The organism is Pandoraea sp. ISTKB, assembly GCF_001721285.1.
Lineage (GTDB): Bacteria > Pseudomonadota > Gammaproteobacteria > Burkholderiales > Burkholderiaceae > Pandoraea > Pandoraea capi.
Map to the genome: position 1 here is coordinate 13,549 of NZ_MAOS01000050.1, position 24,160 is coordinate 37,708.

General features: G+C 63.9%; 20 protein-coding genes and 1 pseudogene. 18 read left to right on the forward strand and 3 right to left on the reverse strand.

Features of this window, described 5'->3' with window-relative positions:
* Nucleotides 1-260: 260 nt before the first annotated feature.
* Nucleotides 261-914: a lipid IV(A) palmitoyltransferase PagP gene (gene pagP, locus A9762_RS18970; RefSeq protein WP_170836281.1), complete on the forward strand. Its 654-nt coding sequence runs from the start codon at nucleotides 261-263 to the stop codon at nucleotides 912-914.
* Here the strand turns inward: pagP and A9762_RS18975 are convergent.
* Complete coding sequence (locus A9762_RS18975) at nucleotides 890-2,173, reverse strand: sugar MFS transporter (RefSeq protein WP_083254092.1); 1,284 nt, start codon at nucleotides 2,171-2,173, stop codon at nucleotides 890-892. The two genes, pagP and A9762_RS18975, sit on opposite strands and share 25 nt — an antisense overlap.
* Before the next feature lie 422 nt (nucleotides 2,174-2,595).
* Between A9762_RS18975 and A9762_RS18980 the strand changes: the two genes are divergently transcribed.
* From A9762_RS18980 to A9762_RS19010, 7 genes are all read left to right on the forward strand, one after another.
* Entirely contained in the window at nucleotides 2,596-3,693 is a 1,098-nt protein-coding gene (locus A9762_RS18980) for a hypothetical protein (RefSeq protein WP_139133290.1), read from the forward strand.
* A 392-nt stretch (nucleotides 3,694-4,085) separates the two neighbouring features.
* A complete protein-coding gene (locus tag A9762_RS18985) occupies nucleotides 4,086-4,541 on the forward strand; it encodes an HU family DNA-binding protein (RefSeq protein WP_069343577.1) in 456 nt (151 codons plus the stop codon).
* Between the two features lie 555 nt (nucleotides 4,542-5,096).
* Entirely contained in the window at nucleotides 5,097-5,894 is a 798-nt protein-coding gene (locus tag A9762_RS18990; protein WP_069343719.1) for a transporter substrate-binding domain-containing protein, read from the forward strand.
* Between the two features lie 345 nt (nucleotides 5,895-6,239).
* The gene (locus A9762_RS18995) at nucleotides 6,240-6,857 is read left to right on the forward strand and encodes a PadR family transcriptional regulator (RefSeq protein WP_371443116.1); all 618 of its coding nucleotides are present in this window, start codon (nucleotides 6,240-6,242) and stop codon (nucleotides 6,855-6,857) included.
* Nucleotides 6,857-7,696 (forward strand): siderophore-interacting protein, encoded by an 840-nt coding sequence (locus A9762_RS19000; protein ID WP_069343579.1) that lies wholly within the window; start codon nucleotides 6,857-6,859, stop codon nucleotides 7,694-7,696. The genes A9762_RS18995 and A9762_RS19000 overlap by 1 nt, the downstream gene beginning before the upstream one ends.
* Nucleotides 7,697-7,756: 60 nt before the next feature.
* A complete protein-coding gene (locus A9762_RS19005) occupies nucleotides 7,757-8,107 on the forward strand; it encodes a cupin domain-containing protein (RefSeq protein WP_069343720.1) in 351 nt (116 codons plus the stop codon).
* A gap of 176 nt (nucleotides 8,108-8,283) precedes the next feature.
* Complete coding sequence (locus A9762_RS19010; RefSeq protein WP_069343580.1) at nucleotides 8,284-8,643, forward strand: hypothetical protein; 360 nt, start codon at nucleotides 8,284-8,286, stop codon at nucleotides 8,641-8,643.
* 96 nt (nucleotides 8,644-8,739) lie between these two features.
* Here A9762_RS19010 and A9762_RS19015 read toward each other — a convergent pair whose 3' ends face one another.
* A complete protein-coding gene (locus A9762_RS19015) occupies nucleotides 8,740-9,495 on the reverse strand; it encodes an SDR family oxidoreductase (protein WP_069343581.1) in 756 nt (251 codons plus the stop codon).
* Between the two features lie 422 nt (nucleotides 9,496-9,917).
* Here A9762_RS19015 and A9762_RS29465 point away from each other — a divergent pair.
* The 8 genes and pseudogenes from A9762_RS29465 to dxs form a co-directional block, all read left to right on the forward strand.
* Nucleotides 9,918-10,505, forward strand: a pseudogene (locus A9762_RS29465) (CDP-alcohol phosphatidyltransferase family protein); the annotation flags it as partial.
* Nucleotides 10,506-10,682: 177 nt separating this feature from the next.
* Nucleotides 10,683-11,432 carry a 2OG-Fe(II) oxygenase gene (locus A9762_RS28615; RefSeq protein ID WP_371443120.1) on the forward strand — a complete coding sequence of 250 codons (750 nt, stop codon included), beginning with the start codon at nucleotides 10,683-10,685 and terminating at the stop codon, nucleotides 11,430-11,432.
* On the forward strand, nucleotides 11,433-12,455 hold the full coding sequence (locus tag A9762_RS19025; protein WP_069343582.1) for a flippase-like domain-containing protein: 1,023 nt from the start codon (nucleotides 11,433-11,435) through the stop codon (nucleotides 12,453-12,455).
* A gap of 15 nt (nucleotides 12,456-12,470) precedes the next feature.
* Entirely contained in the window at nucleotides 12,471-13,235 is a 765-nt protein-coding gene (locus A9762_RS19030) for an NTP transferase domain-containing protein (protein ID WP_069343583.1), read from the forward strand.
* Complete coding sequence (gene aepX, locus A9762_RS19035) at nucleotides 13,232-14,935, forward strand: phosphoenolpyruvate mutase (protein ID WP_069343584.1); 1,704 nt, start codon at nucleotides 13,232-13,234, stop codon at nucleotides 14,933-14,935. Before A9762_RS19030 ends, aepX begins: the two co-directional genes overlap by 4 nt.
* The gene (gene aepY, locus A9762_RS19040; RefSeq protein ID WP_069343585.1) at nucleotides 14,928-16,115 is read left to right on the forward strand and encodes a phosphonopyruvate decarboxylase; all 1,188 of its coding nucleotides are present in this window, start codon (nucleotides 14,928-14,930) and stop codon (nucleotides 16,113-16,115) included. The genes aepX and aepY overlap by 8 nt, the downstream gene beginning before the upstream one ends.
* A gap of 82 nt (nucleotides 16,116-16,197) precedes the next feature.
* Nucleotides 16,198-17,271: a 2-aminoethylphosphonate aminotransferase gene (locus A9762_RS19045; protein ID WP_069343586.1), complete on the forward strand. Its 1,074-nt coding sequence runs from the start codon at nucleotides 16,198-16,200 to the stop codon at nucleotides 17,269-17,271.
* Between the two features lie 31 nt (nucleotides 17,272-17,302).
* Complete coding sequence (gene dxs / locus A9762_RS19050) at nucleotides 17,303-19,207, forward strand: 1-deoxy-D-xylulose-5-phosphate synthase (RefSeq protein WP_069343587.1); 1,905 nt, start codon at nucleotides 17,303-17,305, stop codon at nucleotides 19,205-19,207.
* Between the two features lie 80 nt (nucleotides 19,208-19,287).
* Here the strand turns inward: dxs and A9762_RS19055 are convergent, their stop codons facing one another.
* Nucleotides 19,288-21,933: an MMPL family transporter gene (locus A9762_RS19055; protein WP_069343588.1), complete on the reverse strand. Its 2,646-nt coding sequence runs from the start codon at nucleotides 21,931-21,933 to the stop codon at nucleotides 19,288-19,290.
* Nucleotides 21,934-22,186: 253 nt separating this feature from the next.
* Here A9762_RS19055 and A9762_RS19060 point away from each other — a divergent pair, with 253 nt between their 5' ends.
* Both A9762_RS19060 and ispH read left to right on the forward strand, forming a co-directional pair.
* Nucleotides 22,187-22,828: a phospholipid-binding protein MlaC gene (locus tag A9762_RS19060; RefSeq protein ID WP_069343589.1), complete on the forward strand. Its 642-nt coding sequence runs from the start codon at nucleotides 22,187-22,189 to the stop codon at nucleotides 22,826-22,828.
* Nucleotides 22,829-23,186: 358 nt separating this feature from the next.
* Nucleotides 23,187-24,146 (forward strand): 4-hydroxy-3-methylbut-2-enyl diphosphate reductase, encoded by a 960-nt coding sequence (gene ispH, locus A9762_RS19065; protein ID WP_069343590.1) that lies wholly within the window; start codon nucleotides 23,187-23,189, stop codon nucleotides 24,144-24,146.
* The last annotated feature ends 14 nt before the right edge of the window (nucleotides 24,147-24,160 follow it).

Sequence of the window (24,160 nt, forward strand, 5' to 3'; positions counted from 1 at the left end):
TTGTTTGTCGCGCAGCAGGTTCAGTCAGTTTCAGCGCAATGATTGAACAGTGCTGGGAAATGACGCAAAAACGCAGCTATCAGAACTTCACGTGGGGCACACGGTCTAGTCCACACGCGACGAGAGACATTTGAACGCTGTCGATGCCGAGCTTCGGTGCCCACCCACCGAGCACACGGGCAATCGCCCATTCAATGTTCTGCGCGTACCCTGTCGACGCGCAAGCGCGACGCCATTCTCGCAACAAGCTTCACTCAACCATGACTACGAACCCCCGACTCACCGGGCGGCTCGCGCCATCGATTTCCGTCGCATCGCTTGCCCCACTCTCCCGGACTTCCCGCCTCACCCCGTTGGTCGCAACGACACTCGCGCTGACATTGTTGTCGCCGCTCGCGGTACGCGCCGACGACTCGCCCGGCGTCATTTCTACCTGGACGGGCGCCATCGCCGACGAGTTTCGCGAGATCGCGACCGAAGGCGCCAGCGATCTCTACGTCCCCTTGCACACGCATCACCTTCGCTTTGCGTACACCCGCGAGAAGATCGACCAGTTCAATGAGAATCCGTGGGGCCTCGGCTACGGACGCGTGCTGTCCGACGGCAAGAACGGCTCGCGCATGCTGTACGCGATGGCATTCAAGGACTCGCATAACGACTGGTCGCCGATGGCCGGTTACGGACGGATATGGAACGTGGCGAATGCGGGCCCCGTGCGTTTCGGCCTCGGCTACACCGTGTTTCTGATGTCGCGCTCCGACACGCTCGGCGGCGTGCCCTTCCCCGCCGCGCTGCCGCTCGCCGAGGTCGGCTTCGGACGCGCAGCAGTGGCCACCGCCTATGTCCCCGGCGGCAAGGGCAACGGCAACGTGCTGTTCATCTTCGGCCGCTACACGTTCGGCAAGCCCGGCTGATCGGGCGACGCCGGCGCGTCTTTGGCGTCACTCGCCGCCGGTGGGTCGGATTCGGGCATGGTGCGCGCGCACCACGCCCCGAACCCGGCGATATAGCAATAAGCCAGCGCAGGAACGAGGAACGACAGCACGATCCCGACGCCATCCGCCAGCGCGCCTTGCAGGTAGGGCAGCACCGCACCGTCCACGATCGCCATGCAGATCAGTCCACCGCCCTCGCTCACACGCGCCCCGAGCCCGCCGACCGACAACGAAAAAATCGTGGGGAACATGATCGCGTTGCCCAGACCACACGCCAGCAACAACCACATGGCGAACGACGCCGGCAACGCCATCGACACAAGAATCAGCGTCAGGTTGTAGAGCGCGCACAGCCCCAGCATCCACCCCGGCGATACCTTGCGCAGCAACCACGCGCCGACGAAACGCCCGACCATCGCCCCGCCCCAGTAAAACGCCAGATACCGGCTCGCATGGGCGTGATCGACGATCCCCGTATCCGTCTGCGTCAGATAGACGATCAGAAAACTTCCGATACTGACTTCCGCGCCGACATAAAGAAATAGCGCCACGATGCCGTAACGCAATGGACGGTGAGCCAACAGCTCGCGTACGTTGCCGAGCACGCCCGGCGGCGACGCGTCGTTGTCGCGCTGTTCCGGCAACGTGAGACGCCACAGGACGATCCCGCCCAGCACGAGTATCGCGGCGAGCCCGCCGTAGGGCGCACGCACAGAGTCGACGGCGTGAGCGTTCGCCGAAGTGGCGGCACCGACCTGCGGCGCGAGTATCCAGAGTGCCGCAAGCGGCGGCCCGACCGTGGTGCCCAGCGAGTTGAACGCCTGCACCAGCGTGAGACGGCTGGCCGCTTCGCCTCGGGAGCCGAGCGTCTCGACATAGGCATTCACCGCGACCTGTAACAACGTGATGCCGCTCGCGAGCACGAAGAGCGCCGCGAGAAAACAGGGATAGGAGACAAGCGCCGCCGCCGGAAAGAACAATGCGCAGCCGAACCCGGCCAGCCAAAGTGAGCTGGCCAGCGCCCGCCGGTAACCGACACGCGCGGTGTATTGCCCGGCGGGGTAGGACACCACGAAATAGGCGGCGAAGAAACTCGACTGAATGAGTGCCGCATCGCGATACGTGAGATCGAAGGCAGCCTTGAAGTGAGGCACCAGAATATCGTTCAGCGACGTAATGAGCCCCATTGCGAAGAAAAGCGTCGCGAGCATCGCGAGTACGCGATTCGCGGAAGGCATAGGGGAAGTCATTGACACAGTGGAGCGACCGGTGGCGCGACTGACGCCAGAGGCCGCAGTAGCAACAGAGGGTGAGACAGGCGGAGAAGCCGGTGAGGCATCCGGTGAAGCAGCGGGATCAGGCGTGCGGTCGACGGGCATGCATGGCTCCAGTGGACAACGGCAGGCGCGCGTTGAAAGCTCAATGAAGGGGGCAAGTTCGTGCAGTGTAGACCGCACTATCGATACCGGGATACGAGAGGAATCCGATTTTTGCGTGACGCCCCGATGTTCGCCGTGGCATCCGCATCGCTCGAAAAGGGCCCGTTATCCCTTGTTTTTCGCCGCTTTCGACGCTTGTCAGCCGACGTCTTTTGATCGACTATCCGCAGCATAGGACATGCCGCAACATTCGGGGAATCATCATGCGGAGTTTCAAATCTTTGGGAAAAGCGACAGGTTGGCTCGTCGCCGGCATGCTCGGCGTGGCCGGTGTTGCCGGTATGGCCGGGTCGGCGTACGCACAATCCGGCGGGACTTCGGGAGCATCGGGTACGTCCCGCGCGCCAGCCGCTGCATGCAACTGCGCGCAGATCATCGCGGACTGTTCGGCATCGGTGTCGGTGTTGCCAACGCGCGCGCTCAACGGCGTATTTTCCGCCGATGTCACGTTGCAGACCGACGCACCGTCGTGCGCCAAGGTCGATTACCAGCTCGACGACACGCCTTACGTCACGATTCTGCGTGACGGCGCGCAAGGCAGTCAGCGCCTGTACGGCACGCGCCCGCTCACCCGCAACAGCCTCTCGCACATGTCGTGTCACGTGTGCGCTGCGGCGCCGGCGCCCGTGCCTAACGACGGTCTGAGCGCCGACATGGTGCGTGTCGATGGCGCCCCCGGCACCTTCAGCGTGGCACCCGCACCCGCCGTGCCGACGGCAACGCCGACACCGGCCGTGTCCACCTACGCGCCGCCGGCCACTGCCGCGCAAAATGCGAGCATCGCCGCGACAGCGACACCCGATACGCCACTCCCGAGCACCATCGGCGACACGGCAGGGCTCAATGCCGTGAACGCCACGAGCGCGGCGAACACCAACTCACCTGAAGTCGCGCGCGACGTCGCCGCCATCAATGCGCCCGCCCCTGCCGGCACGACGATCGTCACGCCGCCGATTCCGCCCAACGCGCAAAACCTGGTTCAGACCAGTGCGCCTGCGCCGTTGCGTCTGGTGAATCCGTCGGGACGCTGGCGCGGCCTGTGCACGAATGCACCGCCGTGGTGGGGACTGTTCGGCAAACCGATGACGCGTCTGATGGCACTCGCCCTCAATGGCTCGCAGGTCACGGGCAGCGTCGACGACGTTGAGCCCAATGTTCACACCACCGTGCAGGGCACGCTCGCGGGCGATCGTCTGCAACTCGCAGGCAGCTACGGTGCGAAGCACGACATCACTTTCGGTGCCGACGGCACGACCCTCACCGACGCCTGGTGTAACGGCGACGGTCGCTGCGAAACCTGCGAAATGCAGCGTTTCTAAGGGTTTTCAGGCGATGACGGTCTCGCGCGACAGCGTGCGGGATCGTCGGCATCGCACAAAAATCCCATAAAAATTCGCGTCGAAAAATGCATCGAAAGGTGCGTCGGAATGTGCGCGAAAACCCGAGTCCGGATCGTCGAATGCATCGAGTGACACACGCCCTTGCACGGCATGTCCTCACGACAGTGCGAACGTAACGAATCGAAACCGGGTCGAAACCCGATCGAAATGCACCGCGAACGCCGCTCAGCCTTGTGCGGCAAGCGCGCAACATAATGCGCGCACTACTCGCATAAAGCGATTTCTTAGGTAGAATCGTCGGCGCAGCAAGACGTAACATTCGGGTGGCCGTTCTCCGACGGCACTTTCTTATTCTCATCGATTGGATCGATATGGCAACGGCAAAGAAAGCAGCAGCAAAGAAGGCCCCTGTGGCGAAGAAGGCTCCGGCAGCAAAGAAGGCTCCGGTAGCGAAAAAGGCAGCAGCACCGAAGGCAGCCCCGAAGGCTGCTCCGAAGGCAGCCGCTAAGGTTTCGCCGATCAAGGAAGCACTCAACAAGACCCAGCTCGCAGCACACATCGCCGAAACCTCGGCTGTCGCCGTCAAGGACGTCAAGGCTGTGCTCGCCGCTCTCGAAACCACGATCGTCAGCGCTCTGCACAAGAAGGGCGCAGGCGAATTCACGCTGCACGGCCTGTTCAAGGTCACGTCGCAACAAATCGCTGCCAAGGCGAAGCGTTTCGGCAAGGACCCGTTCACGGGTGAAGAGCGTTGGTTCCCGGCCAAGCCGGCTTCGGTGCGCGTGAAGGTTCGCCCGCTGAAGAAGGTCAAGGACGCCGCCCAGTAAATCTTGCCCTCGTGCCGCGGTGAGCTTCACCGCAGCGCGAACGGTCAGACGCTGACAGCAGTTCCTGAAGACGGTGCCGATGTTTCGGCACCGTTTTTTTTCGTCCGGAATTTTTGTCTTCTGTTGCGTCTTCTGTTACGGCTTGTCTCCCCCGATCGTCTCGCGTGCTGATGCGAAGACGGATCGCGACGACTGATTTCGTCATCCTCAACAACCTCGACGCGCCCCGTCATCCACTTCGTCCTCAGGGTTTTCTCTGGGGTTTTTGCGGAGTGGACGCCTGCCGAACCGGCCGCTACCATCGCTCGGGACACCCCCGTCGCCATCCGTCGTCCCGCCTCATAGGAACGGGCACGAGCGCACACGACATGCTCGCCACTGGCGACGTCTTCGCGAACTCAGGAGATCCGCATGACCCGCAAGTTTTCGCGTCACCCGTCGCAGGGCGAGTCGTCGCCAGTGCATCCGAACGCACATCGCGCATTGCCGGAACCAACGCGCCACGCCGCTACCCCGTCCCGTCGCAACTTCCTCGCCACGCTCGGCGTCGCGGCCATGCCCGCCAGTTTCGTCGGCTCGCTGGGCGGCACACTCGGCAGTCTGCTCACCGGCACCGTCTCGTTGTTCGCCACGCCCGCACACGCGCAGACCGTTGCGGACATCAAGAAGAAAGGCACGATCAACGTCGGCATGCTGATCGACTTCCCGCCGTATGGCACCACAAACGCACAGGCCCAGCCCGACGGCTACGATGCCGACGTCGCGAAGTTGCTGGCCAAAGACCTCGGCGTGAAGGTCAACATCGTGCCGGTCACGGGACCGAACCGCATTCCCTATCTGCTCTCCGGCAAGGTGGATGTTCTGGTCGCCTCGCTCGCCATCACCCCCGAGCGCGCCAAACAAGTGCAGTTCTCGAAGCCCTACGCGGCAGCGACGATCCAGTTGCTCGGCAAGAAAGGCGCGCCCATCAAATCGGCAGCGGATCTGAAAGGACTGCGCGTGAGTGTGGCACGCGCGAGCACGCAGGACGCCGCCGTCACCAAGACCGCACCGGAAGGCACCGAGATTCGCCGCTTCGACGATGACGCCGCCGCCATGCAGGCGCTGCTCTCCGGTCAGGTCGATGCCATCGGTTGTTCGGTGACGGTCGCCAACGTGATCAATACGCGTGCGCCCGGCCAGTTCGAACCGAAGTTCAATCTGCTGCAACAGGCGATGGGGATCGCCATGCGTCCCAATCAGCCGGAGTTGTTGGCAAGCGTGAACGACTTCGTCACACGCAACACGACGAATGGCGAGTTGAACAAGCTCTATCGAAAGTGGCTTCAGACGGACTTGCCGCAGTTGCCATAAATAGCCTGCCGGCGTCCCAGCTTCCCTTCATCGCTGCCACACCGTGCCGTCGCCGGACATCCATCCGGCGGCGCACACCCCTCCCCCATCCGCTCACCGGATATCGAGATCGTATCGAAATCGTCATTTCGATATAGTTTTTTGACGAATTCGATATACCTCCCGTCACTTCGAACGCCCCTGCAACCCCCGTTTTACCGTCATTTCCCCTACTGACCTCAAGGTCATCGAAAAAATAATTTTGCTTTCGATGCAATTTAGATATATCGTAAACACGTCTTAACTACATCGATAAGGAGTCGCATCATGCGTGGATCACGTGGCGATTTCATGGGCCGAGGCCCGTTGGACCTGGACAAAATGGATTTTGGCGACGAACGACGCGGTGGGCGTCATGGACGGCGCGGCGGTGGCGAAGGCTATGGTGAGGGGCGTTTCGGGCGCGGCGACGAAGGTCGTGGTGAGCGCGGCGAACGTGGCGGCCGGGGTGGTCGTGGCGGCGGTCGCCTGTTCAGTCACGGCGGCTTGCGCCTCGTGCTGCTGCATCTGATCGCACAACAACCGCGTCACGGTTACGAACTCATCAAAGCCATCGAAGAAAGCGTGAACGGAACGTATAGCCCGAGTGCCGGCGTCGTCTACCCGACGCTCACCCTGCTCGAGGAAATGGGCTACATCCGTGTGCAGGAGAACACCGGCGACAGCCAGCGCAAGTCTTACGAGATCACCGACACCGGCCGCGAGTATCTGGCCGAGAACGAGGACTCGGTGACGGAATTGCTGGCCCGACTCGCGACACGCCGCGAGCGCTCGGAGGACATGCCGCCGCAAGTCATGCGCGCGCTGCATAACTTCAAATACGCCGTGCATTTGCGTCTGGGCGCCGAGCCGCTCACGACCGAACAAGCCAACGCGTTCGCCGCGATTCTCGACGCGGCCGCACAACAACTGGAGCGACTCTGATGCAAGACAACGCTGCACCGAACGTCATCCCCGATCGCACGCCGCAGCGCGTGCGTCACGAACTGCGCTTTCGCCTGCTCGAAGTGCGCAACATCGAAACCCTCACGCCGAACATGCTGCGCGTGACCCTCGGCGGCGACGATCTCGCGGGCTTCACCAGCCCCGGCTTCGACGATCACGTCAAACTCTTCTTCCCGAATCCCGAGACCGGCGAACTGGCCGTGCCGCAAATGGGCCCGGAAGGACTCTCGAAACCGGCGCCGGGCGACGCACCGCGCCTGATGCGCGACTACACGCCGCGTCAGTACGACGCCGACTCGAAAACACTCGTGATCGACTTTGCGATGCACGAGTCCGGCCCCGCAACGCAGTGGGCACGCTCGGCCAAACCGGGTGACAAGCTCGGTGTCGGCGGCCCGCGCGGCTCGTTCGTCATTCCCATGAACTACGACGGTTATGTGCTCATCGGCGACGATACGGCGCTGCCGGCGATCTCGCGGCGTCTGGCCGAGTTGCCGGCCGGTGCACTCGTTTTCGTCTTTGCGGAAGTCGACAGCCCGGCGGACCGCCTGCGCTTTTCGAGTGAAGCCGATGTCGTGGTCGAATGGATTTACCGCGAAGGCGCACCGGCAGGCCAGAGCACCGCATTGATCGACGCCCTTCAGGTCGCGACCCTGCCCTCCGGCGACCTGCACGCATGGGTGGCGGCCGAGGCCAGCGTGGCGAAAGCCGTGCGACGTCACCTCGTCGAGAATCGCGGGCTGAATCCGAAATGGGTCAAGGCGGCGGCTTACTGGCGTCGCGGCGACGCTGCCGTTCACGAAAATCTGGACGACTGAGCCCGGGGGCAGCACGTGTATGCTTTCTATCCCCCGCTGAAGAAAGAGCGCTTGCTACGTATGAATAAGCCACTGCTGCCCGACAACAACCTGTTCGACGGCCTGCCCTCGCGCCCCGATCCGGCGGCGGCCGAGCAATTCGACACGCTGATCGCATGCCCGGGGATGCGCGTCGAGCGCATCGTCTCGACAGGACAGGCATCGCCCGAGGGCTTTTGGTACGACCAGCCGCAGCACGAGTGGGTCGTATTGCTCACGGGCAGCGCAGGCCTCGCCTTCGACGACACGCCGGGACAGACGCTCGTGTTGCGGCCCGGCGACACCATCGCTATCGAGGCCGGTCGCCGTCACCGGGTCGAGTGGACTGCGCAGGGCGAGACGACCGTCTGGCTCGCGATTCACTACGACTGACCGGCGCGCGGCGTCCCGCTTTTTGCCCCGTTCGTTGTCCCTTTGGAGAAATTCCCTGCCGTCTTTCGGAATTGCCTGATAGAAATGCCGGGAACAAATTCCGACTATGAAAACGCGCCCGGGGATGTCGAATTTCGGCACCCGGAGGGCGGTTCACCCATAGGGGGTACGACGACATGGAGCAACGCAAACGACACGACGGTTTCGAACGTTGGGCAGCGGGCGCGACGGCGCGTCAGGCCGGACGGGACGATGCTCGCTGGCGTGTGTTTCGCGCACCGGAGCAGGCGGACTTTCACGGGTTCGTCGTCTGGTGCTACACACAGGGTGTGTTTCTCGGTCAGGAATTCGACCGGCGCACCGACACCATCACGCACTGCTATGTGCGCAACGGCGCCTGGGCCGTGCAATTCGATTCCTTCGCCGAAGCCTGCGAGCGCGCTTTCGACATTCACGCACCCACGCTGATCCTGTATGCACCGGAGCGCAACGGCAGCGTCTTTATCACGAGTACGGAGCAATACGCCGATCGATGACGCAGGCGCCGGGGAACGCCCGCCGTCCTCCCATCGCGATGCCGCGTTGAGATCACACCGGCCAGCGGCGACGCTGACCGGTGTTTTTTACGCGTTTCAGGCGTAGTTACGGATGTCGTCGATCTCGGTCTGACCGAAATCGTCGCGCTCAGTGAGCGCCAGAATGCGTCGGGCGACGTCTTCGGGCGTCGACAGCTTGCCGCTCGCCTTCATCTCCTGAAAACGTGCCAGCGCCGGGAAGCTTTCCACGCTGCTGCTGCGAATCGTCTCCTGCATGCCGGTGTCCACCACGCCCGGGGCCAGCGAGATCGCCTGCACGCCATGCTCGCGATGCTCCGCATTGACCACACGCGTATACATATCCAGCGCCGCCTTGGTCGAACAGTAGACCGCCCAGCCGGCGTTCGGGTTACGACCGGCGCCCGACGAGATATTGACGATCTGGCGCTTGGCGGCGAGGCCCTGCGTGGCAGCGAGGAAACGCGCCGTGAGCAGCATGACGGACGTGACGTTCAGCGCGAACGCAGCGCCAATGGCTGCCGGTTCGGTCAGCGCAGCGCTGTTGGCGACCGGATTGACCGTGCCTGCGTTATTGATCAGCAGATAGCGACCGGCATCGCGCGGCAGCGCGGCGAAGATGCGCTCGGCCGTCTGCGCGGCAGCGTCGGTATCGGCGAGATCGACGGCGATCTGTTCAAGCGAGACGCCCTGCGCGCTGGCAAGCGCCGCGAGTTCGTCGTCCGTGCGACGTGCGAGCGTCACAAGTCGGGTGCCAGGGGTGAGCAAACCACGGGCGAGCGCCGCGCCGAGGCCACGGGAAGCGCCGGTAAGAATCGCAATCGTTTGGGACATGAGGAGAATCGCGGTCGGACAACGCCGCAAAAATAGACTGAGGGGACCGCCATTATCCGCGCATCCCCCGAACCCCGCTATACCGAACCAAAGTCGCTTTTTCGCGTGAATCGGGCAAACGCCGGTGAAAACCGTGAAAACGAGGGATGCACGGATAAAAGGCCCTTCGACGGTGCGTCAAAACGACACCGGGCGCCGCCGGAGCGAAATGGACTATTGCGGAATATAATCGCGAACTCGGAACGCTTATCACCTAGCCTATTAATAAGGCATCTGGCGAAGACCCTAGGAACGGTCAGCTCGCAGTGCAGCGCAGGGATTTATTGCGCGTCAATGCCCTGAATCACCAAGGTTGTCGCGGTAAACACAGGTGTTTTAAGTGCACTGCACATTACCGCCTTATGGGTATATATTCCCCCCTCATGGAAACGATACCGAAAATCATTTCGGCGCCAACTGCTGCGTCGGCCACAAGCAACACCGCACGTCCTGTGCCCCCGCGCCCGCGTCAATATGATGCGCGCCTGGCACGCTGGCTGGTCACGCCCCTCGTCAACACGCCGGTCACGCCGAATCACCTCACGACCGTCCGTCTGATCGTCGGACTGGCCTGCACCTGGGCGTTCGCGCAAGGCAACTATGCGATGGCCAACCTTGGCGCCATCCTGCTCGTGCTCTCGAACTTCATCGACCACACGGACGGCGAGCTTGCCCGCATCAGCGGCAAGACCAGCCGTATCGGCCATTTCTACGATCTGGCCTCCGACGCTTTCGTGACGGTGCTGCTGTTCGGCGGCATCGGCATGGGCGTGGCAGCCGCCGCGCCCGGCAAATTCCCGCTGCCGGTGCCGCTGTCGGCCTCGACGCTCGGCTGGATCGCCGGTGTCGCCGTCGCACTGATCTTCTTCCTGCGCATGCGCATCGAAGAGCGCGTCGGCAAATCGGGCACGAAGCAGGCGTCCGTGGGCGGATTCGAGACGGAAGACGTGCTGTACCTGATGCCGCTCGTCACGCTGTTCGACGGCACGCGCGGTTTCCTGATCGCCGCGGCCATCGGCGCGCCGCTTTTCGCGCTGCTGGTGATTGCCGATTATGTGCGCGTCATGCGTCGTCCGCTGCCGTCGAAGGCCGACGCCAAAGTCGCCGCCGATGCGGGCCAAACGACCCAGCCGGAGGCAGTCGCGCCGATGGCGCCCGCCGCATTCGCCGCAGACGCGGAGATCGAACGCGCGATGGACACCATCGACTTCGACGGGGTGACCCGCGAATTCAAGTCGCAGGACGCCTTCATCTATATGGAGAAGTTCCTGCCGCAGTCGGTCACGGAGCAACTGATCGCCGCCGCGCGCGCCGTCACGCCGAACGTGAACCGCAACTATCTTCCCGGCCACAAGCAGGGGGGCAGCGTGAGCCGTCATACGCTCGACGAGTTGGCCCCGTTTGTCGCCGAGTTGTATCGCTCACCCGCCCTGATGCGCTTTCTCGAGCGTCTGGCCGGTGAGAAATTGCTGCCATCGCCGCAGGACGACCCGCACGCGTACGCGCTGTATTACTACACGCGTCCGGGCGATCACATTGGCTGGCACTATGACACTTCCTACTACAAGGGCCGCCGCTACACGCTGCTGCTCGGCGTAGTGGACCAGTCGAGCTGCAAGCTCGAATACCGGCTGCACACGCGCAATCCCGGCGTGCCGCAAGTCGATGGCGCCGTGGCGTATCCGCCGGGCGCGCTGGTGTTCTTTGACGGGGACAAACTGCATCACCGGATCACGCCGCTCGGCGATAACGAGGAGCGAATCTCGCTCACGTTCGAGTACGTGACCGACCCGCGCATGGGCACTTGGCAGCGTTTCATCTCGAACATGAAGGACGCCATTGCCTATTTCGGTTTCCGGCAAGTGTTTCGTCAGATTTTTGGACGGACGAAACGCTAAATGAACCGGACCGCTATCGTTTCACTCACCCTCGGTTTCGCCCTTTTCGTCGCACTGCTGATCTGGCAGGGCACGGGATCGGTGATGTCTACGCTGGCCGTTGCCGGCTGGGGGCTGCTGCCCATCGCGGCCTTCCACCTCGTGCCGCTGGTGCTCGACGCTGCCGCCATTCAGGTGCTCGTGTCGAAGTCGTGCACGCTGGGCCGCGCTACGCTCACCCGCTGGGTCGGCGAATCGGTCAACAGCCTGCTGCCGGCCGGTCAGATCGGTGGTCCGATCGCGATGGTGCGTCAGATGAAGCAGCGCGGCATGGCTGGTCGTGAAGCCGCCGCCGCCATCACCGTGAGCACCACGCTCCAGGCGGTCGCACAGATCGTTTTCGCGCTGCTGGGGCTCGCCGTGTTCGGTATCGGCGCGTCGCACCGCACGGGCGATAGCCTGTGGTTGCCGATGCTGCTCGCGACCGCGCTCGTCTCCGCACTGCTCTATGCGTTTTACGTCGCGCAACGTCGCGGCATCTTCGGCTGGGCATTCCGCATGCTCTCGAAGATGTCGTCCAAGCGCGACTGGTCGTCGCTGCTCGACCGCGCCGACGCCGTCGACGAGATCGTGCAGCGCATGTACGGCCATCGTCGCCAGGTCCTCGCCAGCTTCCTGTTCAGTCTGGTGGGCTGGATCGTCGGCACGGCCGAAGTCTGGCTGATTCTGCAATTCATCGGGCACCCGGTGAGTTGGGTCGATGCCCTGCTGCTCGAAAGCCTCGGTCAGGCGATTCGCGGCGCTGCGTTCTTCGTGCCGGGTTCGCTCGGCGTGCAGGAAGGCGGTTATCTGCTGCTCGCCCCGCTCGTTGGTCTGCCGGCCGACGCCGCGCTGGCCCTGTCGCTGGCCAAGCGTACGCGCGAGCTGCTGCTCGGCGTGCCCGGCCTCGTCTATCTGCATTTCTCCGAACGTGGCTGGCGCCGCCAACGCGCCGCGCAACAAAGCGTGTCGATGCCGACCGCCACGGATACTGCACCGCTCTAAAGAAGGATATCGACCATGCGGGCCATCATTCTCGCAGCAGGCATGGGCCTGCGTTTGCTCCAGCCGGAAAACCAGCAGTCGCCCAAGTGCCTGCTGAAGTTCGACGGAATGTCGCTGCTGGAGCGCCACCTCCGCATGCTGGCGGCTGCCGGCATCACGGACGTCGTGCTCGCGCTCGGCTTCCATCACGAACAGGTGAGCGAGGAACTCGACCGTCTGAACTGGACACCACGCCCCAAGATTTATCTCAACCCGGAATTCAATCTGGGCAGCGTGCTCACGCTGCATGTCACGGCCGAAGCGATGACCGCCGGTGGCGACGTGCTCGTGATGGATGCCGACGTGCTCTACGACCAGCGCATTTTCAACGCGCTCGTCGCGGGTGAGACGGCCAACCGCCTGCTGATCGACCGCGATTTCGAAGTGGGCGACGAGCCGGTCAAGCTGTGCCTGCGCGACGGCGTGCCGGTCGAGCTGCGCAAGCAAGTCATGGTCGGTCTGGAATACGACACCGTGGGCGAATCCGTCGGCTTTTTCCGTTTCAACGAAGCGACGGCCACGCGTCTGGCGGAAATCACCCGCGATTACGTCGAATCCGGCCGCGCCAAGATGCCCCACGAAGAAGCCGTGCGCGACTTGTTGCTCGAGCGCGGCGCACAGTTTGAAACCGCCGATGTCACGGGTTTCCCGTGGATCGAAATCGACTACCCTGAAGATGTAAAGCGCGCCGCCGATGAGGTGCTGCCGCAACTTGAACCGCTCACGATGGTGTCCGAATGAACGCTCCCGACGCATTCACCCTCCCGCCGACCGCTACGCGCGCGGCACAACTGCGCGCCATGCTGCGCAGCAACCAGCTCGAATTCCTGATGGAAGCCCATAACGGCATCTCGGCACGTATCGTGCGCGAGGCCGGTTTCAAGGGCATCTGGGCGTCCGGCCTGACCATTTCGGCGCAGTTCGGCGTTCGCGACAACAACGAAGCGAGCTGGACGCAGGTCGTCGACAACCTCGAATTCATGGCCGACGCCAGCGATCTTCCGATCCTGCTCGACGGCGATACCGGCTACGGCAACTTCAACAACATGCGACGTCTCGTGCGCAAGCTGGAGCAACGTGGCATCGCCGGCGTGTGTATCGAAGACAAGGTCTTCCCGAAGACCAACAGCTTCATCGGCGGCGAGCGTCAGCCGCTGGCCGATATCGACGAGTTCTGCGGCAAGATCAAGGCCGGTAAGGATTCGCAGGCCGACGACGATTTCTCCATCGTCGCCCGCGTCGAAGCGCTGATCGCCGGCTGGGGCATGGAAGAAGCCCTGCGCCGTGCCGAGGCCTATCGTCAGGCCGGCGCCGACGCCATCCTGATCCACAGCAAGCTCAAGCGCGCCGACGAAATCGTGCAGTTCGCCCGCGAGTGGGGCAATCGCTGCCCGCTGGTCATCGTGCCGACGAAGTACTACAGCACGCCGACCGACGTGTTCCGCGAGGCTGGCATCAGCCTCGTGATCTGGGCGAACCACCTGATGCGCGCGGCCACCTCGGCCATGCAATCGGTCGCGGCCGATATCTACCGCAACGAAACGCTCATCAACGTCGAAGACCGCGTCGCGACCGTCGACGAGATCTTCCGTTTGCAGGATGCCGACGAATACACGCAGGCCGAAGATCGTTATCTGTCCGCCGCGAATGCACCGCGCTCGGCCATTGTGCTGGCCGCGAGCCGTGGCAAGAATCTGGAAAGCGTGACGACCGATCGTCCGAAGGTCATGCTGCCGGTCGCCGGCAAGCCGCTGCTGCGCTGGCTGGTCGACGGCTTCAAGAAGCAGAACGTGAACGACATTACTGTCGTGGGCGGCTATCGTGCCGACGCCATCGACACGGCCGGCATTACGCTTGCGATCAACGAGCGCCACGCCGAAACCGGCGAGCTGGCCTCGCTCGCGCGCGTGACCAATGCCTTCACGCAGGACACGGTCATCTCGTACGGCGATCTGCTGTTCCGCAGCTACATCGTGCGCGATCTGGTCGAGAGCGATGCCGACTTCACCGTCGTGGTCGACTCCACCGCCGCAGCCAATGCTGCCAACGCCAGCGTGCGCGACTTTGCGTACTGCTCGGGTGGCGACGACCGCGGTCTGTTCGGCCAGCAAGTGCTGCTCGAAAAGATCAGCGGCAACGCCTCGGACGCCGGACGCACGCCGAACGGCCGCTGGATTGGCCTGCTGGGCGTGCGTGGCGAGAACGGCCGTGCGCAACTGCAACGCGTGTTCGCGGCATTGCAGACGCGCGCCGACTTCGACCAGCTCGGCATGCCGGAGCTGATCAACGCCCTGGCCGCCGATGGCGCCAGGATCGAAGTGCAATACGTGCACGGCCACTGGCGCGGTGTGAACGACATGGAAGAATTCCGCCGCGCGGCCGACTTCGCCCATGGCCAGACGCCGTTCAACGGTGGCGCTCCGGAGACGCAAGGTGATTGAGGCTGGACAGTTCGTCGAAGCCGCGCGCAAGCACGGCTTCACGTGGTACACCGGCGTGCCGTGCTCGTTCCTCACGCCGTTCATCAACTACGTGCTGCAAGATCCGACGCTGCATTACCTGTCGGCGGCCAACGAGGGCGACGCCGTCGCCATCGCGGCAGGCGCGACGCTCGGCGAAGGCCGTGGCGCGCGTGCCGTCACGATGATGCAGAACTCGGGCCTCGGCAACGCCGTGAGTCCGCTCACGTCGCTCACGTGGACGTTCCGTCTGCCGCAGTTGCTGATCGTGACGTGGCGCGGCCAGCCGGGCATCACCGACGAGCCGCAACACGCGCTCATGGGGCCGATCACGCCGGCCATGCTCGACCTGATGGAAGTGCCCTGGGAGTTGTTCCCGACGGAACCGGAAGCGATCGGTCCGGCGCTGGAGCGCGCAGTGCGTCACATGGACGAGACCGGCCGCCCCTACGCACTCGTGATGCAAAAGGGCAGCGTGGCATCGTTCCCGCTGCAACCGGCCGAGCGCCCGGCACGTCCGGCGCAACCGGCACCGGTGTCCGTCGTGCGTGGCGTGGCCCCGTCCGACATGCCCACGCGTCGCGACGCCCTCGCCCGCGTGATCGCCCACACACCGCTCGAAGGCACCGTGGTGCTGGCCTCGACCGGCTTCTGCGGCCGTGAGCTGTATGCCCTCGACGATCGCGCCAATCAGCTCTACATGGTCGGTTCGATGGGTTGCGTGACGACGCTGGCGCTGGGTCTTGCGCTGGCACGTCCCGACCTGCGCGTGGTCGCCCTCGACGGTGACGGCGCAGCGCTCATGCGCATGGGCGCCTTCGCCACACTGGGCGCTTACGGTCCGTCGAACCTCGTGCATCTGCTGCTCGACAACGCTTCTCACGACTCGACCGGCGCGCAGGCAACGGTGTCGCCGACGGTGTCGTTTGCCGGCGTGGCGGCGGCCAGCGGCTATGCGCTCGCGCTCGAAGGCGATACGCTGGATGTCATCGAGCAACTGTTCGACGGCCGCACCGCCAGCCTGAACGACGGTCCGCGCTTCGCATGCCTGACCACGCGCCCCGGTACGCCGGACGGCCTGCCGCGACCGAAGGTCACGCCGGAAGCCGTCAAGTCGCGTCTGATGGATCACATTGCACAACGCGCACAGGCTTCGGCCTGAGCGTCTCAATGGCGGCTTAGCCACCGCATGACCGCCGCACAAATGCTGCTTAACTGCTGAAAACTGACGAGGAAGCTTCGCCATGCTGTTACTGAATCCGGGCCCCGTGACCCTGACCGAGCGCGTTCGCAAAAGCCTGCTGCAACCCGATCTGTGCCACCGCGAGCCCGAATTCTTCGACCTGCAGGACGAGGCCCGCGAGCGTCTGACGGCCGTCTACGGCCTCGATCCGGCCGTGTGGACGCCGGTGCTGATGACCGGCTCGGGCACGGCTGCCGTCGAGAGCATGACGGCCGGTCTCGTGCCGGAAAACGGTCGACTGCTGATCGTCGAGAACGGCGTGTACGGCGAGCGTATCTCGCAGATCGCCAAGCAGTACCGCATCGAACACGACGTCATCCATTTCGAATGGATGCAGGCGCCGGATCTGGCGCAAATCGTGGCCAAGCTCGACGCAGCAGGCGATCGTCCGTACACGAACGTAGCCATCATCCACCACGAAACGACGACCGGCCGTCTGAACGATCTGACGGGTATCGCACGCGTTTGCCGTGAGCGCGGCATCGATCTGCTGGTCGACGGCGTGAGCAGCTTCGCCGCCGAAGCCATCGATTTCAACGATTCGGGCATCGTGGCTGTCGCCGCGACCGCCAACAAGTGCGTGCACGGCGTGCCGGGCGTGTCGTTCGTGCTGGTGCGCAAGGATGCGCTCGCCAAGGCCTTCAGCCGCACGTATTACCTCGACATCGCGCGTCTGGCCAAGCTTCAGGCTGAACGCAACACGCCGTTCACGCCGTCCGTACAGGCTTACTATGCGCTGGTCGAAGCGCTGCGCGAACTGGCCGACGCCGGTGGCTGGGAGAAGCGTCACGCGCACTATGGCGCACTCGCCGAGCAGGCCCGCGCCGGACTGGCCGCGCTGGGTATCGACAGCGTGCTGCCGCCGAACGAGTCGTCGGTCGTGCTGCGAGCGTACAAACTGCCGGCAGGCGTCGACTATCCGCGTCTGCACGACTGGCTGAAGGCCGACGGTTTCGTCATCTATGCCGGTCAGGGCGGTCTGTCGAAGGAACTGTTCCGCATTTCCACGATGGGCAACCTCACAACGGCCGACATCGATCGCCTGCTGGCTTCCTTCGCCAAGCTGGTGAAGTAAGCGCGCAGACGGGCGCTCAGGACGTTTAGCCATGACCGATTTGCTAGCCAGCATCCACTCCCCGACCGAATTGCGCGCCCTGTCGCGCGCCGAACTGCGACGTGTGGCCGACGAACTGCGCGCCTGCGTGCTCGAGAACGTCTCGCGCACCGGCGGGCATCTGTCGTCGAATCTGGGCACCGTCGAGCTGACGATCGCCCTGCATTACGTCTTCGATACGCCGAACGACCGGATCGTGTGGGACGTGGGTCACCAGACCTACCCGCACAAGATCCTCACGGGGCGGCGCGAGGCCATGCCGACGCTACGTCAGTGGCAAGGCCTGTCCGGCTTTCCAAAGCGTGACGAGTCGCCGTACGACACGTTCGGCACGGCGCATTCGAGCACGTCGATCTCGGCGGCGTTGGGCATGGCGCTGGCGAGCAAGGTCAAGGGTGAGAAGCGTCATGCGATTGCCGTGATCGGCGATGGCGCCATGACGGCCGGTGAAGCGTTCGAGGCCTTGAACAATGCCGGCGTCTACGACGACCTGCCGTTCCTTGTCGTGCTCAACGACAACGACATGTCGATCTCGCCGCCGGTCGGCGCGCTCAATCAGTACCTCACGCGTCTGATGTCCGGCCAGTTCTACTCGGCGGGCAAGGAAAGCGTACGCAACCTGCTGCGCAACGCACCCGCGCCAATGCGCGAACTCGCACACAAGCTCGAAGAGCACGCCAAGGCCATCGTCTCGCCGACGGGCACGATGTTTGAGGAATTCGGCTTCAACTACCTCGGACCGATCGACGGCCACGATCTCGACGCGCTGATTCCGGCGCTCGAGAACATCAAGGCGCTCAAGGGCCCGCAGTTCCTGCATGTCGTCACACGCAAGGGTCGTGGCTACAAGCTGGCCGAGGCCGACCCGGTGCTGTATCACGGCCCGGGCAAGTTCAATCCGAGCGAAGGCATCCGTCCGGCCGCGCCGGGTACCGTCTCCGCCAAGACCTACACGCAGGTGTTCGGCGAATGGCTGTGCGACGCCGCCGCAGCCGACCCGCGTGTCGTCGGCATTACACCGGCCATGCGCGAAGGCTCCGGCCTGGTGGAGTTCGAGAAGCGCTTTCCCGAACGGTATTACGACGTGGGCATTGCCGAGCAGCATGCGGTGACGTTCGCAGGCGGACTGGCAACGGAAGGTCTCAGGCCTGTCGTCGCGATCTACTCGACGTTCCTGCAGCGCGGCTATGATCAGTTGATTCACGACGTGGCCTTGCAGAACCTGCCGGTCCTGTTCGCCATCGATCGCGGTGGTCTGGTCGGCGCGGACGGGGCGACACACGCGGGCGCATACGACATCGCGTATCTGCGCTGCATCCCGAACATGGTGGTCATGGCTCCGGCCGACGAGAACGAATGCCGCCAGCTGTTGCAAACGGCGCTTGGCATCGACGGCCCGAGCGCCGTACGTTATCCGCGTGGAACGGGGCCGGGCGTGAAGACAGAAGCTGGTCTGTCGACGCTGCCCGTCGGTCGCGCGCAAACGCGTCGCCAGAGCGCCGCCCCGGCAGGTCACCGGGTCGCGATTCTGGCGTTCGGTTCGATGGTCGCGCTGGCGGAACAGGTGGCAGACGAATTCGATGCCAGCGTGGTCAACATGCGCTTCGTGAAGCCGCTCGATGAAGCGACCGTGCTCGACATGGCACGCACGCACGATCTGGTGGTCACGCTCGAAGAAGGCGCCGTGATGGGCGGTGCAGGCACGGCGTGCATCGAAGCGTTGAATGCGCACGGCGTGCTGGTGCCGGTACTGCAACTGGGACTGCCCGACACGTACATCGATCAGGGCACGCCGGCGCAGCAGCTTGCGTCCGTCGGTCTCGATGCGAAAGGCATTGCCGAGTCGATCCGGCGGGCAATGGCCGAGCGTCTCGGTGGCAAGATCGAAGCCGTGTAATCACCGCAACACCGGGTCTCACGACAAAGCAAAACGGCACCTTTCGGTGCCGTTTTTCATTGCGCAGGGGAATCAGGACATCAGGACTTCGGCGGCGGCGCCGCGCCATCGCGCGGCTTGCCCATGAGCACCGGCTGAAAGAACACCGCACCGATCAACGTGCAGACCAGCGAGAGCGCCAGCAGCTTGCCCATGCTCGACGTGCCCGGATGGTGCGACAGCCACAGGCTGCCGAATGCGATGCCGGTCGTCGCGGCCGACAGCACGATCGCCTGCGTCAGCCCGGACGCCAGCAGACGATACTGCCCGTGCCGCCACGCGATCACGTAGTAAATCTTGAACGCGACGCCCACCCCGAGCAGCAGCGGCAAGGCAATGATGTTCGCGAAGTTCAGCGGCAAACCGATCAGCACCGTGACTTCAAGCGTGACCGCCGCCGACACGAGCAGCGGCACGAGCGTACGCAGCACGTCGCCGAAACTGCGCAACGCCAGCCACAGCAGCACGGTGATCGACAGCAACGCCCACACGCCCGCCTCGATGAACGCGCGGATGATCGTATTGGCCGAACGAAGGATCGAAATCGGCCCTCCCACGGCGTCCGGCGTCGTGCGCAGCACCGCTTCGGTGAACTTGCGCAGCATCACGTCGTCGCTCGGGTCGGCACCCTTCGCCACACGCGGGGAGATGTTCACGAGCGCGCGTCCGTCGGCGGCTACCCACTGCGAGGCGATGTCCTGCGGCAACGACTCACGCGTGACCTGCTGCGGTTGCAGCGCGTCGCGCAACTGGCCGAGCGCGAGCTTCAACGGATCGGCAATCGCATGATCGGCACGGTCGCGGGTGGCCGGATCCGCTGCGGCGAGCTTACGTAGTGCGGCGGCCAGACGTTGCGCCTCCTTGGCCCCCTCGCCGGGATAGTCGAGCGCGGCGTCTTCCAACTGACCTGCCGCCGTCTTGAGCGCCGACACGCGCGTCGCGTCCGGCACGCTTGCGAGCGGCGTCTGCGTGAGCACGGGCAGCAACGACTTCGCCGACGCCGCGATCATCGCCAGCTTGGCGGGTTGATCCGCCGGCAGGAACGTCGTGAGCGTCACGACACGCCCCACTTCCGGCACCGCGCGCAGTTTCGCGGCTTCGGCATCGGCGGCGGCCAGATCGGGCGCGAGCAACTGCACGTCGTTGACGCCCGCCTCCGGCGAGTTCGACAGGTCGATGAGCGTCGCCATCGACTCCGTGTGCGGGTCCTTCAGATGCAGCGGGTTGAAGTCGAAATGCAGATGCGCGAGCAACGGCAACCCGGCGATCACCAGCGCCAGCGTGCCGTAGAGCAACGGCTTGCGATGCTTTTCGGTGAAGTCGTCGACCGGACCGAGGCTGCGGAACCCCGGCGGGCTCGCCTCGCCCTTGGGCTTGAACACGCTGATGAGCGCCGGGAGCAACGTAATGGCGGACGGGAACGCCACGCACAGAATGCCCACGCCCGCGATCAGGCCCAGCTCGGACACGCCGCGATAGTCCGTCGGCAGGAACGAGAAGAAGCTCGCTGCGGTGGCGGCGGCGGCCAGCGACAGCGGCATGGCGATCGCCTTGCCTGCACGCGCAAGTGCGCCGCGCAGCAGTTCGTCGCCGCCCACGCCGTCTTCATGTTCCAGACGATGGCGTTCCTCGCGATAGCGCACGCCAAACTGAATGCCGAAGTCCACGCCGATGCCGACGAACAGCACGGCGAACGCCACGGAAATCATGTTGAGCGCGCCGACCATCATCAGGCCCAGCGCGAAGGTGACGGCCAGCCCCGCGAGCAATGTGATGAACACCGCGAGAATCATCTTGCCCGAGCGCACCGCCAGCCAGAGCACCACGAGCACGGCCAGCAGCGTGATGACGGCGTTCGGCCCGGCGTCCTGACGCACCGAGGCGAACTCCTCGTCCGACAGCGGACGGGGCCCCGTGAGACGCACCGTCGCCCCGTAACGCTCGGCCAGCTTCAGGTCGGCGACGGCTTCGCGAATCCGCGTGGCAGCGTTGGCGCCCGCTTCGAGGGCCGCGTAGTCCAGCACGGGCTGCACCTGCACATAGCTGCGCGCCACGGTGTCGGGGGCCACGAGTGCGCGCCACGACATCGCCGCCGGTCGCGACGGATCGTTGGCGAGCACGGCCTCGGAAGCATCGGCCGCGTTACCGAGCAGATGCGTCATGTCCGAGAGCTTCACCTGCCCGGTGAGCAGCGGCGTCTGCAACGTCACCGACAGCAGGTTCGACAACCCGGCCAGGCTCGGATCCTGAGCCAGACGGTTGAGCAGCGGCTTGGCGTCTTCAAGCTTGCCGGTGAGCGACTTCACGTCATCGGTCGAGGCGAACAACAGTGCGTTGTGTGCGAAGAAATCTCCCGCGCCGGGACGGCTCACCGTGCGGAACACATCGGTTTCCGTTTCCAGCTTCTTCGCCAGTTCGGCGGCGGCCTTGTCGGCAAACTCGGCGGCCGGCGCCTGCACGACCGCCAGCGTCAGGTCGGTCTTCTGCGGGAAAGCACGGTCGATCTCGCGACCACGTTCGGCAGCAGCGGTATTCAGATCGATCAGGCTGGAGATGTCGGTGTTGATCGCGAAGTGCTTGGCGACATACACACAACTCGCCACGACGAGCAGCAGCGAAGCGAAGATGACCGGGTACGCGTGCTTCGCCGAAAAACGGACGATGCGCACGACGAGCGAAGTCAGCATGTAGCGGTTCCGGAAGAAAATGGACGTCTCACCGTCGGACTCGGCGCCCTTCCCATCAATCGGCCCATGCGTAACGAAAGGTTAAACATCGGCACAAATGCGGAACCAATCGGGGCCAATGCCCGTCGATCAGCCCAGGGAATGCGACGAAACGGTGAATTTACAAAATCGCAGCAGTATACAGGGGCCGCATGAGCATCACGTGCACTACACTACGGCCTACTCCGAATTCCACTGACTCAGACAAGCTGGCATGAACAAATTTCTGGTGACGGTTGCCGCCGTCGCATTGAGCGGCATCGGTGGCGCGTCGAGCGCCTGGGCGCAGGCGAGCGCCAATCCGAACGACATGGTGAAAACGGCCGTGGAGACGGTCGTCAAGGGCGTGAAGGCCGATGCGTCCGCCAAAACGGGCGATGTCAACGCCACGGCCAAGGTCGTCGCCCGCGATTTCCTGCCCTACGCCGACTTCCTGCGCACCACGCGCTACGCCGTGGGCACGAAGGTATTCGACGCCGCAACGCCGGATCAGCAGAAACGCGTTTTCGAAGAATTCCAGCAACTGCTCGTGAACACGTTCGCGCTGCAACTCTCGCAGGTGCGCGGCAGCGACATCTCGTTCAAGTTCGATCCGGCCAAACTCACCGCGAACAGCAGCGATGTCGTGGTCGGTGCGACCGTCAGCGGCCCCGGCGACAACCTGTCGGTGGCCTACCGTCTGGCGAAGACCGACAAGGGCTGGAAGATCTACGACATCAACATGATGGGCGAGAACGTGGCCAATGCCTGGCTGATCCAGTTGTACCAGCCGCAATTCAAGGCACGCATCGCTCAGGGCGGCATCGATAGCCTGATTTCGTACCTGCACGAGAAGAACGAGCGTTTCGGCAAGTAAAATCAATAACTTAGCGCTCCGGATCACCGCCCGCCGGGCCGATCCGGCCTGCATTCAGCGACGTTCGACTGGGATCGCATCCGAATCGGCGCAGATCTCAACCAGATAGGCGCCGGTTCGTCAACATTTACGCAACACCTGCCGACGTTTTCCCACAGGGGGTCGTCAGCATAATTTGGCGGCGGCGGTTACAATCGCTGCTTGTCAAACGACCGGACGGCGGTCCCCCCACGGGTGCACGCGATTTGCCATCGAAACGGGCCTTGCGTGCGTCATGACGTCACACCGATCAGGATGTGGCGAGCCATGAACACCCGATAGAAACCGCCATCCCGGCCGACCTGAGCCGGAGAGCTGAATGCAAGTCCTACTTGCCCAACCCCGCGGGTTTTGTGCGGGTGTCATACGTGCTATCGAGATCGTAGAACGTGCGCTGGAGAAATACGGCGCCCCTGTCTACGTTCGTCATGAGATCGTCCACAACAAACATGTGGTCGATTCGCTCAAGGCGAAGGGCGCACGCTTTATTGCCGAGTTGTCCGAAGCCCCTGCGGGCGCTGTCACCATTTTCAGCGCGCATGGCGTCGCACGCGTCGTCGAGCAGGAAGCCGAGATTCGCGGCCTCAAGGTGCTTAACGCCACGTGCCCGCTGGTCACCAAGGTGCACATTCAAGGCAAGAACTACGTGTCCGCCGGACGCGAAGTGATCCTGATCGGTCACGCAGGCCATCCGGAAGTCGAGGGCACGATGGGCCAGATCGACGGCCCGGTGCACCTCGTGCAGACCGAAGCCGATGTCGACGCCCTGCCGCTTGCCATCGACACGCCGGTCTCCTATGTAACGCAGACCACGCTGTCGGTCGACGAGACTCGCGGTATCATTGCTGCGCTGCAACGTCGCTTTACCAATATCGTCGGCCCGAATACCAAAGACATCTGCTACGCCACGCAGAATCGCCAGACCGCCGTGCGCGAGCTGTGCGAGCGTGTGGACGTGCTGCTCGTGGTCGGGGCGACGAATAGCTCGAACTCGAACCGCCTGCGCGAAATCGGCTCCGAAATGGGGCTGCCGAGCTATCTCGTGGCCGATGGCTCCGAGGTAAATCCGGAATGGGTGCGCGGCAAAGCCCGCATCGGCATCACCGCAGGGGCGTCCGCGCCCGAGCGCATGGTCGAAGACGTGATCGACGCGCTGCGTCGCATCGACACGGTCGAAGTGACTCTCATGGACGGCATCGAGGAAACCATCCAGTTCCGCTTGCCGTCGGAATTGACCAAAGACGAGCCGGCCGCCGCACGCCACGCGGTCGCTGGCTAACGCTATACGAACAG

Coding starts and splice junctions, on each gene's coding strand:
- pagP (WP_170836281.1), top strand. CDS start 261: ATGACTACGAACCCCCGACTCACCGGGCGGCTCGCGCCATCGATTTCC.
- A9762_RS18975 (WP_083254092.1), bottom strand. CDS start 2,173: ATGCCTTCCGCGAATCGCGTACTCGCGATGCTCGCGACGCTTTTCTTC.
- A9762_RS18985 (WP_069343577.1), top strand. CDS start 4,086: ATGGCAACGGCAAAGAAAGCAGCAGCAAAGAAGGCCCCTGTGGCGAAG.
- A9762_RS18990 (WP_069343719.1), top strand. CDS start 5,097: ATGCCCGCCAGTTTCGTCGGCTCGCTGGGCGGCACACTCGGCAGTCTG.
- A9762_RS19000 (WP_069343579.1), top strand. CDS start 6,857: ATGCAAGACAACGCTGCACCGAACGTCATCCCCGATCGCACGCCGCAG.
- A9762_RS19005 (WP_069343720.1), top strand. CDS start 7,757: ATGAATAAGCCACTGCTGCCCGACAACAACCTGTTCGACGGCCTGCCC.
- A9762_RS19010 (WP_069343580.1), top strand. CDS start 8,284: ATGGAGCAACGCAAACGACACGACGGTTTCGAACGTTGGGCAGCGGGC.
- A9762_RS19015 (WP_069343581.1), bottom strand. CDS start 9,495: ATGTCCCAAACGATTGCGATTCTTACCGGCGCTTCCCGTGGCCTCGGC.
- A9762_RS28615 (WP_371443120.1), top strand. CDS start 10,683: ATGGCGCCCGCCGCATTCGCCGCAGACGCGGAGATCGAACGCGCGATG.
- A9762_RS19025 (WP_069343582.1), top strand. CDS start 11,433: ATGAACCGGACCGCTATCGTTTCACTCACCCTCGGTTTCGCCCTTTTC.
- A9762_RS19030 (WP_069343583.1), top strand. CDS start 12,471: ATGCGGGCCATCATTCTCGCAGCAGGCATGGGCCTGCGTTTGCTCCAG.
- aepX (WP_069343584.1), top strand. CDS start 13,232: ATGAACGCTCCCGACGCATTCACCCTCCCGCCGACCGCTACGCGCGCG.
- A9762_RS19045 (WP_069343586.1), top strand. CDS start 16,198: ATGCTGTTACTGAATCCGGGCCCCGTGACCCTGACCGAGCGCGTTCGC.
- dxs (WP_069343587.1), top strand. CDS start 17,303: ATGACCGATTTGCTAGCCAGCATCCACTCCCCGACCGAATTGCGCGCC.
- A9762_RS19055 (WP_069343588.1), bottom strand. CDS start 21,933: ATGCTGACTTCGCTCGTCGTGCGCATCGTCCGTTTTTCGGCGAAGCAC.
- A9762_RS19060 (WP_069343589.1), top strand. CDS start 22,187: ATGAACAAATTTCTGGTGACGGTTGCCGCCGTCGCATTGAGCGGCATC.
- ispH (WP_069343590.1), top strand. CDS start 23,187: ATGCAAGTCCTACTTGCCCAACCCCGCGGGTTTTGTGCGGGTGTCATA.